Origin of the sequence: Streptomyces spinosisporus (genome assembly GCF_022698145.1) — a bacterium.
GTDB classification, from domain to species: Bacteria; Actinomycetota; Actinomycetes; order Streptomycetales; family Streptomycetaceae; genus Streptomyces; species Streptomyces spinosisporus.
The window spans coordinates 493,758-510,693 of sequence record NZ_JALDAX010000003.1; the positions used below are offsets into that span (position 1 = coordinate 493,758).

The 16,936-nt window shown below is 71.9% G+C and carries 17 protein-coding genes; 9 read left to right on the plus strand and 8 right to left on the minus strand.

What is annotated here, in order from left to right; genetic code table 11:
* Positions 1-31 precede the first annotated feature (31 nt).
* Together MQN93_RS10450 and MQN93_RS10455 are read right to left on the minus strand one after the other, a co-directional pair.
* A complete protein-coding gene (locus tag MQN93_RS10450; RefSeq protein WP_242709237.1) occupies positions 32-454 on the minus strand; it encodes a MazG-like family protein in 423 nt (140 codons plus the stop codon).
* A 23-nt stretch (positions 455-477) separates the two neighbouring features.
* Entirely contained in the window at positions 478-1,044 is a 567-nt protein-coding gene (locus MQN93_RS10455; RefSeq protein ID WP_242709238.1) for a DoxX family membrane protein, read from the minus strand.
* A gap of 140 nt (positions 1,045-1,184) precedes the next feature.
* Between MQN93_RS10455 and MQN93_RS10460 the strand changes: the two genes are divergently transcribed.
* The 3 genes from MQN93_RS10460 to MQN93_RS10470 all read left to right on the plus strand — a co-directional run bounded on the left by MQN93_RS10460 (position 1,185) and on the right by MQN93_RS10470 (position 3,755).
* A complete protein-coding gene (locus MQN93_RS10460; protein ID WP_242709239.1) occupies positions 1,185-1,511 on the plus strand; it encodes a nuclear transport factor 2-like protein in 327 nt (108 codons plus the stop codon).
* 68 nt (positions 1,512-1,579) lie between these two features.
* Positions 1,580-2,560, plus strand: a complete 981-nt coding sequence (locus tag MQN93_RS10465; RefSeq protein ID WP_242709240.1) for an aldo/keto reductase — start codon at positions 1,580-1,582, stop codon at positions 2,558-2,560.
* Between the two features lie 19 nt (positions 2,561-2,579).
* The gene (locus MQN93_RS10470) at positions 2,580-3,755 is read left to right on the plus strand and encodes a D-alanyl-D-alanine carboxypeptidase family protein (protein ID WP_242709241.1); all 1,176 of its coding nucleotides are present in this window, start codon (positions 2,580-2,582) and stop codon (positions 3,753-3,755) included.
* A 239-nt stretch (positions 3,756-3,994) separates the two neighbouring features.
* Here MQN93_RS10470 and MQN93_RS10475 read toward each other — a convergent pair whose 3' ends face one another.
* Positions 3,995-4,765, minus strand: a complete 771-nt coding sequence (locus tag MQN93_RS10475) for an SDR family oxidoreductase (protein ID WP_016435653.1) — start codon at positions 4,763-4,765, stop codon at positions 3,995-3,997.
* A gap of 122 nt (positions 4,766-4,887) precedes the next feature.
* On the opposite strand from MQN93_RS10475, the gene MQN93_RS10480 reads away from it, so the two are divergent.
* Entirely contained in the window at positions 4,888-6,531 is a 1,644-nt protein-coding gene (locus tag MQN93_RS10480) for an alkaline phosphatase D family protein (protein WP_242709242.1), read from the plus strand.
* Here the strand turns inward: MQN93_RS10480 and MQN93_RS10485 are convergent.
* Positions 6,518-7,537: a Gfo/Idh/MocA family protein gene (locus MQN93_RS10485; protein ID WP_242709243.1), complete on the minus strand. Its 1,020-nt coding sequence runs from the start codon at positions 7,535-7,537 to the stop codon at positions 6,518-6,520. The two genes, MQN93_RS10480 and MQN93_RS10485, sit on opposite strands and share 14 nt — an antisense overlap.
* Positions 7,538-7,637: 100 nt before the next feature.
* Between MQN93_RS10485 and MQN93_RS10490 the strand changes: the two genes are divergently transcribed.
* From MQN93_RS10490 to MQN93_RS10510, 5 genes are read left to right on the plus strand one after another with little or no spacing between them, the layout of a single operon-like run.
* A complete protein-coding gene (locus tag MQN93_RS10490; RefSeq protein ID WP_016435656.1) occupies positions 7,638-8,933 on the plus strand; it encodes a multidrug effflux MFS transporter in 1,296 nt (431 codons plus the stop codon).
* A complete protein-coding gene (locus MQN93_RS10495; RefSeq protein ID WP_016435657.1) occupies positions 8,885-10,066 on the plus strand; it encodes a serine hydrolase domain-containing protein in 1,182 nt (393 codons plus the stop codon). The genes MQN93_RS10490 and MQN93_RS10495 overlap by 49 nt, the downstream gene beginning before the upstream one ends.
* Before the next feature lie 24 nt (positions 10,067-10,090).
* Positions 10,091-11,104, plus strand: coding sequence for a small ribosomal subunit Rsm22 family protein (locus MQN93_RS10500; protein WP_242709244.1), 1,014 nt, complete (start codon positions 10,091-10,093; stop codon positions 11,102-11,104).
* Between the two features lie 25 nt (positions 11,105-11,129).
* Complete coding sequence (locus MQN93_RS10505) at positions 11,130-11,798, plus strand: TetR/AcrR family transcriptional regulator (protein WP_242709245.1); 669 nt, start codon at positions 11,130-11,132, stop codon at positions 11,796-11,798.
* Positions 11,799-11,836: 38 nt separating this feature from the next.
* Positions 11,837-12,577 carry a bifunctional DNA primase/polymerase gene (locus tag MQN93_RS10510; protein WP_016435660.1) on the plus strand — a complete coding sequence of 247 codons (741 nt, stop codon included), beginning with the start codon at positions 11,837-11,839 and terminating at the stop codon, positions 12,575-12,577.
* Between the two features lie 27 nt (positions 12,578-12,604).
* On the opposite strand, the gene MQN93_RS10515 is transcribed toward MQN93_RS10510, so the two are convergent.
* From MQN93_RS10515 to efeO, 4 genes are read right to left on the minus strand one after another with little or no spacing between them, the layout of a single operon-like run.
* Complete coding sequence (locus MQN93_RS10515) at positions 12,605-13,606, minus strand: SCO2278 family lipoprotein (RefSeq protein ID WP_242709246.1); 1,002 nt, start codon at positions 13,604-13,606, stop codon at positions 12,605-12,607.
* Positions 13,566-14,438: an iron uptake transporter permease EfeU gene (gene efeU / locus MQN93_RS10520; protein WP_242709247.1), complete on the minus strand. Its 873-nt coding sequence runs from the start codon at positions 14,436-14,438 to the stop codon at positions 13,566-13,568. Before efeU ends, MQN93_RS10515 begins: the two co-directional genes overlap by 41 nt.
* Positions 14,439-14,441: 3 nt before the next feature.
* The gene (efeB, locus tag MQN93_RS10525) at positions 14,442-15,719 is read right to left on the minus strand and encodes an iron uptake transporter deferrochelatase/peroxidase subunit (protein ID WP_016435663.1); all 1,278 of its coding nucleotides are present in this window, start codon (positions 15,717-15,719) and stop codon (positions 14,442-14,444) included.
* Positions 15,720-15,731: 12 nt separating this feature from the next.
* The gene (gene efeO, locus MQN93_RS10530; RefSeq protein ID WP_016435664.1) at positions 15,732-16,871 is read right to left on the minus strand and encodes an iron uptake system protein EfeO; all 1,140 of its coding nucleotides are present in this window, start codon (positions 16,869-16,871) and stop codon (positions 15,732-15,734) included.
* Positions 16,872-16,936 lie beyond the last annotated feature (65 nt).

A 16,936-nucleotide genomic window follows, 5' to 3' on the forward strand; every position in this document is an offset into this window, starting at 1 on the left:
GGCCCGCGGCCCAATGCCCCGATCGGGCCGGTCAGTTGCCGTCCGACGGACCGAGGGAGCGGGCGGTGACCCGCGCGAGGTGACGGGTGAACACCTCACGCGTGTCGGGCGTGAGGGTGCGCAGGGCGACCAGCGCGGTGATCACCACGTCGCACAGCTCGCCCTGGACGTCGTCCCAGGTGTGGGTCACGCCCTTGCGCGGGTTCTGCCCGGTCGCGCCGATCACCGCCTGGGCGACCTCGCCGACCTCCTCCGACAGCTTGAGCATGCGCAGCAGCAGCCCCTCCTCGCCGCCGTGCGACCGGCCGTCGTCGAGCCAGGCCCACAGGGCGTCGATGGAGGGCCAGATGTCGGAGGAACGGAGCCGGGAGTCGTCACAACGGAGCTCGGAGTCGTCGGAACGGACCTCGGAGTCGTCGGAACGGAGCTGAGAGGATGCGGGCTGATCGGTCATGGCACGCAGCCTGCCCCATCACGTCACGCGCCGAACAGGGCCTCTTCCTCCGCGAACAGCGCCTCCTGCTCGTCCTGGTCCGCCTTCCGCAGCCGCTTGCTGCGCGCCCCCACCACCAGCGCCGTGACCGCGGCCGTCGCTCCGAGGGCCGCCGGGACCATCCAGCCGCGGTCCAGGACATGGCCGAGCGCATGGTCGAGGGAGAGCCGGCCGGGGCCCGCGACCGCGAGGCCGGTGGCGGCGAGGGCCAGGGTCGCCGCGTACTCGTAGCCGCCCTCCATGGCGAAGAAGCCGTTGGGTGCGTGCACCGCCGACGCTCCCGCCATCGCACCGGCCGCCGCCGCGCCCGCGGCGGGGGTCGCCAGACCCAGGGCCAGCAGGGCGCCGCCGCCGGTCTCGGCGAGGCCCGCCGCGGTCGCGCTCGTCCTGCCCGGTGCGTAGCCGACGGACTCCATGAATTGGCCGGTTCCCTCGATCCCGTGTCCGCCGAACCAGCCGAACAGCTTCTGGGCGCCGTGGGCCGCCAGCACGCCGCCGGTACCCAGCCGGAGCAGCAGCAGCCCGAGATCGCGGCGGTCGTAACAGCTCATCGTCTCTCCCGGAACAGACAGCAGGAACAGCCCCCTCCGTCTCCCCTCCGCTCCTCCACCGTCGCACCTCGCACCGCCCGTCACCCGCTCGGACCGCCGTACGGGTGGCGGGCCCGGGCCCCCGGTGTGAGTCTGCTGGCATGACGATTCAGCCTGCCAAACTCACCGACCCGGCCGTCCGTGCCTTCGTCACCGCCGTCAACGCCCACGACCGCGCGGGATTCATGGACCTGCTCGCGGAGAACGCGACGATGTCGGACGACGGGTCCGACCGTGATCTGAGCGAGTGGATCGACCGGGAGATCTTCTCCTCCAACGGCCATCTGGACGTCGACAACGAGTCCCAGGGCGGCCGCGCCCTCCTCGCCCACTACCGCAACGACACCTGGGGCGAGATGCGCACGCGGTGGAGCTTCACGGTCGACGACGACGGCCGGATCTCCCGCTTCGAGACCGGCCAGGCCTGAACCCGGCGCACAAAAGGGGCCCGGGGGGCTTGCCTTGGTGTGCGCTCCAACTCCTACCGTCTTCGGCCATGGAGACGAACAGAACCCTCGGCAGCAGCGGCATCGACGTGAGCGCCCTCGGCTTCGGCTGCTGGGCGATCGGCGGGGAGTGGTCCTCCCCGGACGGGCAGCCTCTCGGCTGGGGCAAGGTCGACGACGAGGAGTCCGTACGGGCGATCCACCGGGCCCTCGACCTCGGCGTGACCTTCTTCGACACCGCCGACACCTACGGCACCGGGCACAGTGAGCGCGTGCTCGGCCGGGCGCTCGGCAAGCGGCGCGCGGACGTGGTCGTCGCCACCAAGTGGGGCAACGTCTTCGACGAGCGCACCCGCACCTCGCTCGGCCAGGACGACTCCGTGGAGCATGTCCGCGAGGCGCTCACCGCCTCCCTCGCGCGGCTCGGCACCGACCACGTCGACCTGTACCAGCTGCACCTCTCCGACGCCGACCCCGGCCGGGCGGCCCAGCTCCGCGACGTCTGCGAGGAGTTGGTGGGCGAGGGGCTGATCCGGGCCTACGCGTGGAGCACCGACGACCCCGCGCGCGCCGCCGTCTTCGCCGAGGGCACCCACTGCGCGGCCGTGCAGCACGCCCTCAACGTCTTCCAGGACGCCCCCGAGATGCTCGCCCTGTGCGAGGAGTCGGATCTCGCGAGCATCAACCGCAGCCCCCTGGCGATGGGCTTGCTGGCGGGCAAGCGCCAGGGCCCGCTGGAGGCCGGAGACATCCGCAGCACGCCGCCGGAGTGGCTGCCGGGCTTTACGGCGGGCACCGGCGCCGACTCCGACTGGCTCTCCCGCGTCGACGCGATCCGGGAGATCCTCACCAGCGGCGGCCGTACGCTCGCGCAGGGCGCCCTCGGCTGGATCTGGGCCCGCAGCCCGCGCACCGTGCCGATCCCCGGCTTCCGCTCGGTCGCGCAGGCCGAGCAGAACGCGGGCGCGCTCGCGAAGGGGCCGCTCACCGCCGCACAGCTGGCCGAGATCGACCGCGTCCTCGGCAGGTGAACCGCCGGCCGGACTCCTGATGGGCGCGGTGTACGGTCCCGGGGTGCACGCTTTCTCTCCGCTGACGCGGCGAGCCGCTCTCGGCCTGACCGCTGCCGCCGTCCCGCTCGCCGCGGCGGCCCCCGCTTCCGCCGCAGCCACCGTCGTGGGCGGTGCGCGCCTCGCCCGTAAGGGAATTCAGGTGAGCGGTGCGACAGGACTGCCGAAGAAGCTCACCGCGAGCGCGTGGATCGTGGCGGACCACGACAGCGGAGAGGTCCTCGCCTCCTACGACGCGCACCGGCGTCTGGCCCCCGCCTCCACGCTGAAGATGCTCTTCGCGGACACGGTGCTGACGAAGTTCCACCGCACCGACCGGCACAAGGTGACCGCGGCCGAGCTGGCCGACATCCCGGCGGGCTCCAGCCTCGTCGGGATCAAGCCCGGGATCACCTACACCGTCGAGCAGTTGTGGCAGGGCGTCTTCCTGCGCTCCGGCAACGACGCCGTGCATGTGCTCGCCCATATGAACGGCGGCGTGGCGAAGACGGTCGCCGAGATGCAGGCACGGGCCGAGGATCTGCAGGCCCTGGACACCCATGTGGTCAGCCCCGACGGCTTCGACCACAAGGGCCAGCTGTCCTCGGCCTACGACCTCACCCTCTTCGCCCGGCACGGCCTGCGGAACGCGGACTTCCGCGCGTACTGCCACACCCGGACCGCCCAGTTCCCGGCCGGCGGGAAGAAGACCTTCCAGATCCAGAACACCGACCGGCTGCTCACGGGTGCCTGGGGCGTGAAGACGTACGACGGGCTGATCGGGGTCAAGAACGGCTTCACCAGCAACGCCGGCAACACCTTCACCGGCGCCGCCACCCGCGGCGGCCGCACCCTGCTGGTCACGGTGATGCACCCCACGAGCGGCTACAACGCCGTCTACGAGGAGACGGCCGCGCTGCTCGACTGGGGCTTCACGAAGGGGAGTTCGGCAAAGGCGGTGGGCACGCTGGTCCGGCCGCTCAGTGAGGGCGGTGCGCGCACGACCCCCACGCGCAAGGCGGCGCGGGCGGCGGCGGGCGCTCCGGGCGCACCGGCGGGCAGCCCCTCGGCCTGGCGGCTGCTGGAGGGCGCGGGCGGCACCGTCGTCGTGCTGGCGGGCGGGGTGTGGGCGCTGCGCAGGCGGCTGCGCGGCAGCGGCGGACGGCACGCGGGCTGACGCGCGGCAGCCGTTCCATCCACCGGTGCTTCTCTCGCGGTCCCACGCGAGATCCACCCCCACCCGGTGCGATGGAACGGCTGCCGTCTCCCCCCTCGGTTTGGCCTACGGAACTGCACTCCTCCAAGTGTGAAGCTCTTGTGGAGGAGATTTGAGCATAGGCCTACGACCGGCCGCAACGGTACGGAAGTTCACATTCCGTTTGTGCAAATCGAGGACTTGAGGGTCTGCAGGTGCGGTCAGCCCCGCCCCACGAACGGCATGGCCGTGGCCAGCACCGTCGCGAACTGGACATTCGCCGCCAGCGGCAGCTCGGCCATGTGCCGCACCGTGCGCGCCACATCGGCCACGTCCATCACGGGCTCGGGCGCGATCTCGCCGTTGGCCTGCAGCGCCCCGGTCTGCATCCGGGCGGTCATGTCGGTCGCCGCGTTGCCGATGTCGATCTGCCCGACCGCGATGTCGTACGGCCGCCCGTCCAGCGACAGCGACTTGGTCAGTCCGGTCAGCGCGTGCTTGGTCGCCGTGTAGGCCACGGAGAGCGGGCGGGGCGTATGGGCGGAGATCGAGCCGTTGTTGATGATCCGCCCGCCCTGCGGGTCCTGCTCCTTCATCTGCCGGTAGGCCGCCTGCGCGCACAGGAACGCCCCGTTGAGGTTGGTGTCCACCACATGCCGCCAGGCGTCGTACGGCAGCTCCTCGACCGGCACCCCGCCGGGGCCGAACGTCCCGGCGTTGTTGAACAGCAGGTCCACCCGCCCGAACCGGCCGACCGTGGCGGCGAACAGGGCGTCGACGTCCTCCGGCCGCGAGACGTCCGTCCGTACGGTGAGACTCGCGCCCTCCGGCACCAGCGCCGCCGTCTCCTCCAGCGTTTCGGGGCGCCGCCCCGCCAGCGCCACCGACCAGCCCGCGCGCAGCAGCTCCACGGCCACGGCCCGTCCGATGCCGGAGCCGGCGCCGGTCACGACGGCGGTCCTCGATTGCTGTTCCGTCTGCTTGGCATCCATGCGTCGCAGGGTAGGCGAGGGTCCGGGATGCGGGACGGGGCCGTCCGCCATCCGAGTGCTGTGTACCCGACAAGGGAGTGTCGTGCCGCGCCTCCCGTGCGCTCCTCCCTCAACTGTCCAGGATGACCATCACACCGATCCGGCCCGGGTGGCACACCCCCGAACTCCGCGCCGCCGCCCGCCACATCACCCGCCGCCGACTGCTGACCCTGACCGCCGCGGCCACCGTGCTCGCCTTCGCCGTCGAGCTGCCCACACCCGGCGCCGCGGCGGCCGCCCGCCTGGACGCGGCCCGCATCACCGAGTTCCCCTTCACGCTCGGCGTCGCCTCCGGCGATCCGCTGCCCGGCTCGGTGGTGCTGTGGACCCGGCTCGCCCCCGCGCCGTACCAGCCCGACGGCGGCATGCCCGCCGAAAGCGTCGACGTCGACTGGGAGATGGCCGACGACGAGACCTTCGGCACGTCCGTCGCCAAGGGCACGGTCATCGCGCACCCCGAGTTCCACCACACCGTGCACGTCGAGGCGCAGGGCCTCGAACCCGGCCGCGTCTACTACTACCGCTTCCGCACCGGCACCTGGATCAGCGAGACGGGCCGCACCCGCACCGCCCCGGCCGCCGACAGCAGCACCCCCGCCCTGTCCTTCGCCGCCGTCTCCTGCCAGGCCTACACCGACGGCTACTTCACCGCGCACCGCCATCTCGCCGAGGACGACGTCGACCTCGTCCTCCACCTCGGCGACTACCTCTACGAGTACGCGGTCGACGCGGCCGGCGGCGCCCGCAAGTACACCGACCGGGTGCTCCCGGCGCTCTACGACCGCGAGAGCACCACCCTGGAGGACTACCGGCTGCGCTACGCCCTCTACAAGACCGACGCCGACCTGCGCGCCGCACACGCCAGACACCCCTTCGTGGTCACCTTCGACGACCACGAGACCGAGAACAACTACGCCGGCTCCGTCCCGCAGAACACCGTCCCGACCGAGGAGTTCCTGCTGCGCCGCGCGGCCGCCTACCGCGCCTACTGGGAGAACCAGCCGCTGCGCCTCCCGCAGCTGCCCGTCGGCCCGGACATGCAGCTCTACCGGCGGCTGCACTGGGGGCTGCGCGCCCAGTTCGACATCCTCGACACCCGGCAGTACCGCTCCGACCAGGCCTACAACGACACCAAGCACGTCTCGGGCCCCGAGTCAGAGGACCCGGCGCGCACCATGACCGGCGCGGTGCAGGAGCGCTGGCTGCTCGACGGCTGGACCGCCTCCCGGGCGCTGTGGAACGTCGTGCCGCAGCAGGTCTGCTTCTCCCGGCGCAGACTGGACCTCAACGCGGACCCCAAGCTCTCGATGGACGCCTGGGACGGCTACCCCGCCGCCCGCCGCCGCCTCCTCGACGGGGCGAAGGCGGCCGGCATCGAGAACCTGATGGTGCTCAGCGGCGACGTGCACGTCGGATACGCCTTCGACATCAAGGACGACTTCGACGACCCGGACTCCCGCACCCTCGGCACGGAGATCGTGGCCACGTCGGTCACCAGCGGCCGGGACGGCTCCGAGCAGCCCGCCAACTGGACGACGTACATGACCGCCAACCCCCACCTGAAGTTCTACGACGGCCGCCGCGGCTATGTGAAGGTCACCCTGGAGCAGACGCAGGCGCGCGCCGACTTCAAGACCGTGCCGTACGTCACCACACCCGGGGCGGAGCTCACGACGGCCGCGTCCTTCGTGACGGAGGTGGGGGAGCAGGGCCTCAGACGGGCGTGACGGCCCCGCGCGCGTCCTCGCCCGGGTAGCGCACGCCGATACGGTCCCGGATCGCGTCCAGGGTCCGCATCACCGCGAGGGTGCCGTCCAGCGGGACCAGCGGCGACTCGCGCTCACCGGCCCGCAGGGCCCGCATCACCTCCCGCGCCTCGTGCTTGAGGCTGTTGCGGGGACCGTCGGACGGGGCGGCCGCGAACTCCTCGGGGTCACGGCCGTCCCGGTGCAGCACGAACCGGTCCGGGTAGAAGAAGCCGCCGGGGACGTCGATGCGGCCCGTGGAGCCGGTGACCGACGCCGAGGTCGCCGTACCGCCGACGATCGAGCAGTGCACCGAGGCGAGGGCGCCGCTGTCGTAGCAGAGCAGGGCGCCGGTCTGCAGGTCGACGCCCTCCTCGGAGAGCACCGCCCGCGCCGCCACGTCCGACGGCTCCCCGAGCAGCAGGTGCGCGAACGACACCGGGTAGACCCCGAGGTCGAGCAGCGCGCCGCCGCCCTGCTCGGGGTCGCGCAGCCGGTGGGTCGGAGGGAAGGGACCGGCCAGCCCGAAGTCGGCCTGCACACTGCGCACTTCACCGATCGCGCCGTCCTCGACGAGCTCCTTCAGGCGCCGTACGAGCGGATTGCAGTACATCCACATCGCCTCCATCAGGAAGCTCCCGCGGCCCCGCGCGAGCGCCACCAGCTCCTGCGCCTCGCGCGCGTTGAGCGTGAACGCCTTCTCGCACAGCACATTGCGCCCGGCCTCCAGGCACAGGCCTGCCGCCGCCCGGTGCGCCGAGTGCGGGGTGGCGACGTACACGACATCGATGTCCGTGTCCTCGGCGAGCGCGGCCCAGTCGCCGTACGCCCGCTCGATCCCGAACCGCTCCGCGAACGCCTTCGCCGACGCCTCGGTGCGCGAGGCCACCGCCACGACCTCCGCCTCCGGCAGGTCGACCAGGTCGGCCGCGAAGGCGGCGGCGATCCCGCCGGTCGCCAGAATCCCCCACCGCACGCTTTCCGCCATTCCCCGACCCGCCCTCGCTCGTGCGCGCGCAGGGCCTGCCCTGCGCACTGTGTTCGAGCTGAGAGCATAGGTGGCGTATCGAACGGAAAGGGAGGGGCGCATGGCCGAACAGGCGGCCTCGACATCACACATACAGCCGGCGGCCGGAGCGTTGCAGCAACCGGCCGCCACCGCTGTGCGCCGTACCGGGTTGCTCGTCACCCTGATCCTCGGCGGACTGACCGCCATCCCTCCGCTGGCGATGGACATGTACCTCCCCTCGCTCCCGGAGGTCACCGGCTCACTCCACGCGTCCGCCGCCACCGTGCAGCTCACCCTCACCGCCTGTCTGCTCGGGATGGCGCTCGGGCAGCTGGTGGCAGGTCCCATGAGCGACCGGTGGGGACGCAGGCGCCCCCTGCTGACCGGACTGCTCGCCTTCGTCGTCTCCACCGTCCTGTGCGCGTTCGCGCCGACCGTCGAGACCTTGGTCGTCTTCCGGCTGGCGCAGGGACTCGCGGGCGCGGCGGGGATCGTCATCGCGCGGGCCGTGGTCCGCGACCTGTACGACGGCGTGGCGATGGCCCGCTTCTTCTCCACCCTGATGCTCATCGGCGGCGTCGCCCCGATCGTCGCGCCGCTGATCGGCGGGCAGATCCTGCGGGTGACCGACTGGCGGGGCGTCTTCGTGGTGCTCACCGTCGTCGGTGCGGCGCTGACCGCGCTCGTGTGGGTGAGGCTGCCCGAGACCCTGCCCGCGGGCGAGCGGCACGGCGGAGGAGTGGGCGAGGCCCTGCACAGCATGCGCCGGCTCGTCGCCGACCTGCCCTTCACCGGCTTCATGCTCGCGGGCGGCTTCGCCTTCGCGGCCCTGTTCGCCTACGTGTCCGCCTCGCCCTTCGTGATGCAGGAGATCTACGGCGCCTCGCCGCAGACGTTCAGCCTGCTGTTCGGGGTCAACTCCGTCGGGCTCGTCGCCGTCGGCCAGATCAACGGCAAGATCCTCGTCGGCAGGGTCCGCCTCGACCGGGTCCTCGGCCTCGGACTGGCCGTCGTCATCACCGCCGCGACCGCGCTGCTGCTGATGTCCACCGGGGTCTTCGGCACGGTCGGCCTGGTGCCCGTCGCCACCGCGCTGTTCGTGCTGATGTCCGCGATGGGGATCACCCTGCCCAACGCCCAGGCGCTCGCCCTGATGCGCACCAAGCACTCCGCGGGCTCCGCGTCCGCGCTGCTCGGCACCTCCTCCTTCCTCATCGGCGCCGTCGCCTCCCCTCTCGTCGGGATCGCCGGGGAGCACACCGCCGTCCCGATGGCCGTCGTCCAACTGGCTGCAGCACTGGTGGCACTGGCCTGCTTCGTGGGAATGTGCCGTCCTTGGAACGTGCGTGCGAACGCGGAGGGAGCAGAGAGCTGAGCGCACCGAGACTGCGCAGAGACAGTCCCGAACGGGCCGGACTCGACGCCGAAGAACTCCGCCACCTCGTCCAGGAGGTCCACGACCTCACCACCGGGGAGCAGCCCTGGGCCGCGGGCACCGTCGTGGTCGCCGGACGCGGCCCGGTGATCGCCGTCGAGGAGGCGGCGGGCTGGGCCGTGCGCTACACCGCCTACGACGCCGGGACGGACCGCGGGGTCGAGCTGCCCGCCGAGGCACGCGTCGCCATGACCGTGGACACCCCCTTCGACCTGGCCTCGCTGACCAAGCTGTTCACCGCGGTGGCCGCCGTGCAGCAGATCGAACGGGGCACGCTCGGCATCGACGCCCGGGTCGGCGCGTATCTGCCGGAGTTCACCGCCGCCGCCCGCCACGGCATCACCGTGCGCGAACTGCTCACCCACACCTCCGGGCTGCGCCCCGAACTCCCGCTGTACGACTACGCGAACGACACCGAGCGGCTCGCCAGGCTACGCGCGGAGACACCGGTGGGCGTCCCCGGCACCTACACCTACTCCGACCTGAACTTCCTGCTGCTGCAGTTCGTCCTGGAGCGGATCACCGGCCGCACCCTGGACGTCCTGATCTACGAGGGCATCACCCGCCCGCTGGGCATGCTCTCGACCGACTTCGGGCCCTGCCCCGGCGCCGCGGCGACCGAGGACCAGCGCCGGCCGTGGGCCAAGGCCGACCGGGGGATGGTGCGCGGTGTGGTCCACGACGAGAACGCCTGGGCGCTCGGCGGGATCGCCGGACACGCGGGCATGTTCTCCACCGGCCGCGACCTCGCGGTGTTCTGCCGCACGCTCCTGGCCGGCGGCTCCTACGGCCCCGCCCGCATCCTCGGCGCCGACTTCGTGGAACTCCTGCTGACCCCACCGGGCCTCGGCTTCGCCGTGGACCAGCCGTGGTTCATGGGCGAACTGGCGGGCCGGGGAGCGGCCGGGCACACAGGGTTCACGGGCACGTCCCTGGTCATGGACCCGCAGACGGACACCTTCCTGATCCTCCTCGCCAACACGGTCCACCCCCGCCGCCGCCGACCGGACAGCCGCCCCCGGTCAGCAGCGGCAACCAGAATCGCCAGGGCCGTACGCCCGGTCCAGCGCTGACCCGGGCGGCCGTAGAATCGCCCGGTGAACGCCCCCGTATCCCCGCCCGACACCCTGCGTACCGCCCTCGCCGCCCTCTTGGACGGGCTGCCGCCCAAGCAGGCCGGGCGGGCTGTTGAGCGGCTTGTGGGGCACTATCGCGGGGCCACCCCGACCGATGTGCCGATCCTGCGGGACCGGGCCGATGTCGTTGCCTATGCCGCGTACCGGATGCCGGCGACGTTCGAGGCGGTGCGGGCGGCGTTGGGGGAGTTCGCGGCGGCCGTGCCGGACTTCGTGCCCGGCCGTCATACCGACGTCGGCGGCGGCACCGGGGCGGCGAGCTGGGCCGTCGCCGCCACCTGGTCCGGCGGGCGCGACGTCACCGTCCTGGACTGGGCCGAGCCCGCGCTCGCCCTCGGCCGCGAGCTCGCCGCCGCCAACCCGGCGCTGGAGCAGGCGAGTTGGCGACGCGAACGGATCGGCCCGGCGCTCGCCCTGGACGACACCGACCTGGTCACCGTCTCCTACGTCCTCAACGAGCTGACCGAGGCCGACCGCGCCTCGCTCGTCGACGCCGCGGCGTCCGCCGCCCGGTCCGTCGTGATCGTCGAGGCCGGCACCCCCGCCGGATACGCCCGCGTCATCGAGGCCCGCGACCGGCTGATCGCGGCCGGCTTCCGCGTCGCCGCGCCCTGCCCGCACAGCGCGGCCTGTCCGATCGTCCCCGGCGAGGACTGGTGCCACTTCTCGGCCCGGGTCAGCCGCTCCTCCCTGCACCGCCAGGTCAAGGGCGGCTCCCTGCCGTACGAGGACGAGAAGTTCAGCTACGTCGCCGCCACCCGCCTCCCCGCCGCACCGGCCCCCTCCCGGGTGGTCCGCCGCCTGCAGATCCGCAAGGGCCAGGTCCTCCTCGACCTGTGCGAACCGGACGAACAGCTGCGCCGCACCACCGTCACCAAGCGCCACGGCGACCTGTACCGGGCGGCCCGCGACACCGAGTGGGGCGACCCCTGGCCCCCGTACACGCAGGAGCCCCCGTACACGCAGAAGCCGTAGAACCGCGAAACGGTACCGTCGGACCATGGTCAAGAAGCCCGCCCCCGACGCCACCCGCCGCAGCGAGAGGTCCCGACGCGCGATCTACGCCGCCGCCCTCGCACTGGTCGGCGAGGTCGGCTACCCGAGGACGACCATCGAGGGCATCGCCGCCCGGGCCGGCGTCGGCAAGCAGACGATCTACCGCTGGTGGGGGTCGAAGGCGGACGTCCTGCTGGAGGCGTTCCTCGACCTCAGCGCCCAGGCCGCACACGAGGCGGGCCAGGAGCGCGAGCCGTACGTCATCCCGGACACCGGCGACCTCGCCGCCGACCTCAAGGCCGTACTGCGGCTGACCGTCGACCAGCTGCACGACCCCCGCTTCGAGGTGCCCGCCCGGGCCCTGGCCGCCGAAGGCCTGGTCAACGAGCAGCTCGGCCGGGAGTCCGTGGCCAAGCTGATGGAACCCTCGCTCCTGCTCTACGTCGACCGGCTGCGCTCCGCACAGCGGGCCGGCCAGGTCCGCCCGGAGGTCGACCCGCGCATCGCCCTGGAACTGTTCGTCTCACCGCTCGCCCAGCGCTGGCTCCAGCACACGGGCCCCATCTCCTACGAGTACACCGACACCCTCGTCGACTACGCCCTGCACGGTCTGGCCCCCCGTACCCCGGATGTCCCTTCTGGCACCCCGGAGCGCGACTCGGTGGGACCATAGGGCATCCTGTTTTGCACGACGGCGAGGCAAGGGGACTGATGAGCGCGGAGTTCGGCGGCCGCACCGGCCGGCAGGGCAAGATCTCCCAGTGGCTGCGTGGACGCCGTCCGAAGGACACCGGCGCCGACGGCGACGCCCGTGAGGCCCTGCTGCTGGCCGCCGCCGGAGCGGGCCTGCCGCTCGCCCCCGCCGCCCACCCCGCCCCCGGCTACCGCTGCTCCTGCGACCGCGTCGGCTGCCCCACCCCGGCCCGGCACCCGGTGTCGTTCGCCTGGCAGACCCAGTCGACCACCGACCGCGCACAGATCGAGCGCTGGGCCCGGCACCAGCCGCAGGCCAACTTCATCACCGCGACCGGCATGGTGCACGACGTCCTCGACGTGCCCCTGGAAGCGGGCCGGGAGGCCCTGGAGCGGCTGCTCGGCTCCGGCGTCGAGGTCGGCCCGGTCGCCGAGAGCGACGACGGCCGGCTCCTCTTCTTCACCCTCACCCGCGGCACCCCGGAGGACGAGGACGAGTGGTGGCCCTGCGAGCTGGACTGCCACCCCGAGACCGCGGACGAGCACCCCGGACTGCGCTGGCACTGCCGCGGGTCCTACGTCCTCGTACCGCCCGCCCGGCTGCCCGGCGACGACGGCCGCAGCGTGCACTGGGTGCGCGGCCCGGAACACCCGCTGCCCGACCCGCTGAGCCTGCTGGAGATCCTCACGGACGCCTGCGCCCGCTACGCCGGCGAGGAGCCCGACCACGCGAACGCGGCCTGGCCCCTGCGCCACTGAGCGCTCCGGGCTGCCGGCACGTCCGGGCTAGGACCCCTGCGCCGAGGTCAGCCCCTCCAGCCGGGACAGCATCGACACCTGCCCGTCACCCGCACCCTGCTTCGGGTCCAGCGCCACCCCGTTGGAGACGAACTCCATCGTCAGCGACTGCTTGATCTCGCCGGTCGTCAGCGCCTTCACGCTCGCGTTCGGCTGCGGGATCGAGGTGCCCGCGGCCGCGGTCTGCTTCTCGTAGCGGCGGGTGGTGAAGAACACCAGCGCACCGCCGTCCGTGGTGCGCAGCGCCAGCGGGGCGTAGTCACCGCTCGTCAGCGGCTCGTCGATGTACTGGGTGGCGAGGCCCGGCCGCCTGGACTGCTTCTTGCGCTGCGCCCGCCACTGGTCGGTGTACGGGCCCGCTGCGAAGGACTTCCCGCCGCTCTTCAGATACGTCGCGTACGTCTTGCTCAACTCCCCGGGCGCGACGGCCAGTTCGGTGGAGTTGGCGGGCACGGCCTCGGCCCAGCCGTCCGCGTCCTTCTCGACCTTGGGCAGCGCGCCGGGGGTGACCAGCGTCAGATACGCCACCTGCCAGGGCCGGCCCAGCCCGTCGCGGGTGAACACCAGCAGCCAGTGCAGGTTGCCGCCCTTGTTGCCCTTCGCCTCGGCGACGAACCAGCGCGGCCAGCCGGCCTTCTTGGGGATCGTGTACGTCGCGTCGGTCAGCTTCAGCGGCGTGTGCGCCGGATTGCCGTCCGGGTTGTTCGCATGACCGGCCTTGAGCCGGGCCGCGTCGATGTCGCCCAGGGCGCCGGTGACATGGTCGGCGTCCAGTGAACTGTCGTACGCCTTGTCCGCCTTGTTGTACGCGACGAGGAACTGCTCCAGCGCCTTCGCGGCCTCGGCGCGCGTGGAGGAGGGGAGCACCTCGCGCTCCCCGTGGACCACCACGCACCCGCTCGCCGTCATCGACAAAGCGGTCAGCGAGGCCGCGATCAGCGTCCTGCGGTCAAGCCTGCGGAGCCTTCGAGGGCCGCGATCCCTGCTCATCAGGTACCTTCACCTTCCCCTTCCCGGAGGCGAACCCTACCGGGGCGAAGAACAGCGCGAGCGTCGGGATCAGGTACAGCAGCCACACCGTGACCTGGAGCACCGTCGGGTCGGGCTGGAAGTTGAACACACCCTTCAGCAGCGTCCCGTACCAGCTGTCCGGCGGGATCGTCCCGCTGATGTCGAAGCCCAGGTTCGTCAGACCGGGGATCCAGTCGGCCTCCTGCAGGTCGTGGAAGCCGTACGCCAGCACGCCCGCCGCGACCACGACCAGCATGCCGCCGGTCCAGGTGAAGAACTTCGACAGGTTGATCCTCAGGGCGCCGCGGTAGAACAGCCAGCCCAGCAGGACCGCCGTGGCCAGGCCCAGGGCCACACCGACCAGCGGACGCGGGGTGCCGTCGCTGGCCGCGTGCACCGACGCCCACACGAACAGCGCGGTCTCCAGGCCCTCACGGCCCACGGCGAGGAAGGCGGTGGCGACCAGGGCGCCCGTGCCCATCGCCAGGGCCGCGTCCAGCTTGCCGTGCAGCTCGGCCCTCAGATGCCGGGCCGTGCGCCGCATCCAGAAGACCATCCAGGTCACCAGGCCCACCGCGACGATCGACAGCGAGCCGCCGAGCGCCTCCTGCGCCTGGAACGTCAGCTCCTGGGAGCCGAATTCGAGGGCGCAGCCGAAGCCCATCGCGATCAGGACGGCGACGGCGATACCGATCCAGATGGGCCGGATGGCGTCCCTGCGGCCGGTCTTGACCAGATAGGCGATCAGGATGCAGACGACCAGGCTGGCTTCCAGGCCCTCGCGCAGACCGATCAGATAGTTGGAGAACACGGGCTACGCCTCCTCGGAGAACAGCGTGCTGCCCCACCAGTCGTCCTTGTCGCGGACGCCGGGCGGAACGGCGAAGACCGCCGAACCCACGTGCTGGATGTACTCGTTGAGGGCGTCCTGCGCCGACAGCCTGCGCTGCAGCGGCACGAACCCCTTGCGGACGTCGCGCTGATAGGCCAGGAAGAACAGGCCCGCGTCGAGCCGGCCGAGGCCGTCGGTGCCGTCCGTGAAGGAGTAGCCGCGGCGCAGGATCGTCACCCCGCCGTTGGAGTCCGGGTGCGCGAGACGTACGTGCGCGTCGGGCTTCATGGCCTTCAGGAACGGCTCGTCGTGCTCCTTGGCCTTGCCGACCGGTGCGCCCTCGCCCTTGTCCCGGCCGAAGATGTCCTCCTGCTCCTGCAGCGAGGTCCGGTCCCAGGTCTCGATGTGCATCCGGATGCGCCGGGCGACCAGATACGAGCCGCCGGTCATCCAGTCCGGCCCGTCGCCGTCGCCGACCCACACGAACTTCTTCAGCCGGTCCGTCTCGGTGCCCGCGATGTTGCGGGTGCCGTCCTTGAACCCCATCAGGTTGCGCGGGGTCTGCGCGTCCGGCGTCGTCGACGACGTCTTGCCGAAACCGAGCTGCGACCAGCGGATGTTGACCGTGCCCATGCCGATGCGGGCCAGGTTGCGGATCGCGTGCACCGCCACCTGCGGGTCGTCCGCGCAGGCCTGGATGCACAGGTCGCCGCCGGTACGGGACTTGTCGAGGTTGTCGCCGGGGAACTGCGGCAGGTCGACGAGGGCCGCCGGCCGCTTGTCCTTCAGCCCGAACTTCTCGAACAGCGACGGACCGAAGCCGATGGTCAGCGTCAGCCGCGAGGGCTTGAGCCCCAGCGCCTCACCGGTGTCGTCCGGCGGGGCCTCCGCGAGACCGCCGTACGCGCCGTCACCGACCGCCTTCCCGGCGGTCATCCGGCGCGCGGCAGCCGTCCAGTCCTTGAGCATCCGCACGAACGCGGCGCGGTCGTCGCTCTGCACGTCGAACGCGGCGAAGTGCAGCCTGTCCTGCACCGGCGTGGCGATGCCCGCCTGGTGGGCGCCGTGGAAGGCGACCGCGGCGCCGGTGTCGGCGGCGGCCGGATCCACGTCGTCGCCGACGCGGCTCACCGCGACGCCGCCGCCGGCCGCGACGGCACCGAGCGCGAGCCCGGCACCGCCCCAGCCGATCAGCGAACGCCGCGACGGAGCCTTCGCGTCACCGGACTCGGCGGTGGTGGCTTCCTGGGTGTCCGTCATGGTCGGTCGTCCCTACTTCACGACGGCGGCGGCGAGCTTCGACAGCGGCTCCGCGAGCGCGTTCACCGCGTCCGACAGCTCCTTGCGCTGTTCCTTGGTGACCTTGTCGTACGACACGAAGCCGTCCGAGGTGCTCTTCGTGCGGTACTTGTCGAGCGTCGTGTTCAGCGACGCGAACTGCTGGTCGAGCTCGGTGGTCAGCGCCTTGTCGTTCTTCTGCGCGACCGGCTTGAGCAGCTCGTACGCCTTCTCGGCGCCCTCGACGTTGGCCTTGAAGTCGCTGAGGTCGGTGTGCGAGTAGCGGTCCTCCTCGCCGGTGACCTTGCCGGTGGCGACCTCGTCCAGCAGCTCCTTGGCGCCGTTGGCCATGGAGGTCGGGGTGATCTCGGCCTTGCCGACCCGCTGTTGCCAGTCCTTGAGGTCGGTGACCAGCTGGTCGGCGAGGGTCTTCTGCGCGGGGCCGATCTTCTTGTCCTGCCACAGCGCCTTCTCCAGCGCGTGCCAGCCGGTCCACTTCTGGCCCTTCTCGAGGCCGTCGGCGCGGGTGTCGGTCTTCGGGTCGATGTCGCCGAAGGACTCGGCGATCGGCTCGGTGCGCTCCCAGCCGACCCGGGAGGGGGCGTAGGCGTCCTGGGCGGCCTTGAGGTTCCCGGCCTTGATCGCGTTCGTGAAGGTCTCCACCTTCGGGAGGGTCTGGTCGGCCTGCTCCTGCGCGTACGCGCGGTAGGCGGCGACGGCCTTGTCCAGCTGCGGGTCGCGCTTGGTGACCTTGCCGGAGCCGGTGACCGTGAGCTTCTGGCGGACGCCGTGGCCCTTCATGCCGGGGCGGCAGGCGATCTCGTACGAACCGGCCTTGATCTCGGCGGTCAGCCGGTACTTGGTGCCGGGGCCGATGTTCTCCTTCTCCGAGACGATCCGGTCGTCCGGGAAGAGGATCTCGACCTCGGTCGCCTTGGAGCCCTTGTTCTCGATGCTCAGCGAGACCTGTCCGGCCGGCACCGACTTGGTGGAGGTGTCGCACTTGGCGTCGGCCGCGGTGACCTTGATCGCGCCGTCGCCGTCGGCCTTGCTCTTCTCGGTGCATCCCGTGACGGCGGTCAGGGCCGCCGCGGTCGCGACGGCGGTGACGACGGAGAGTCTGGCGGCTCGCATCCGGGCTCCAAGAGGCTCAAGTACCGGGTTCAGTACTGGCGAAAAATCGCGTGTCGGGGCTCACA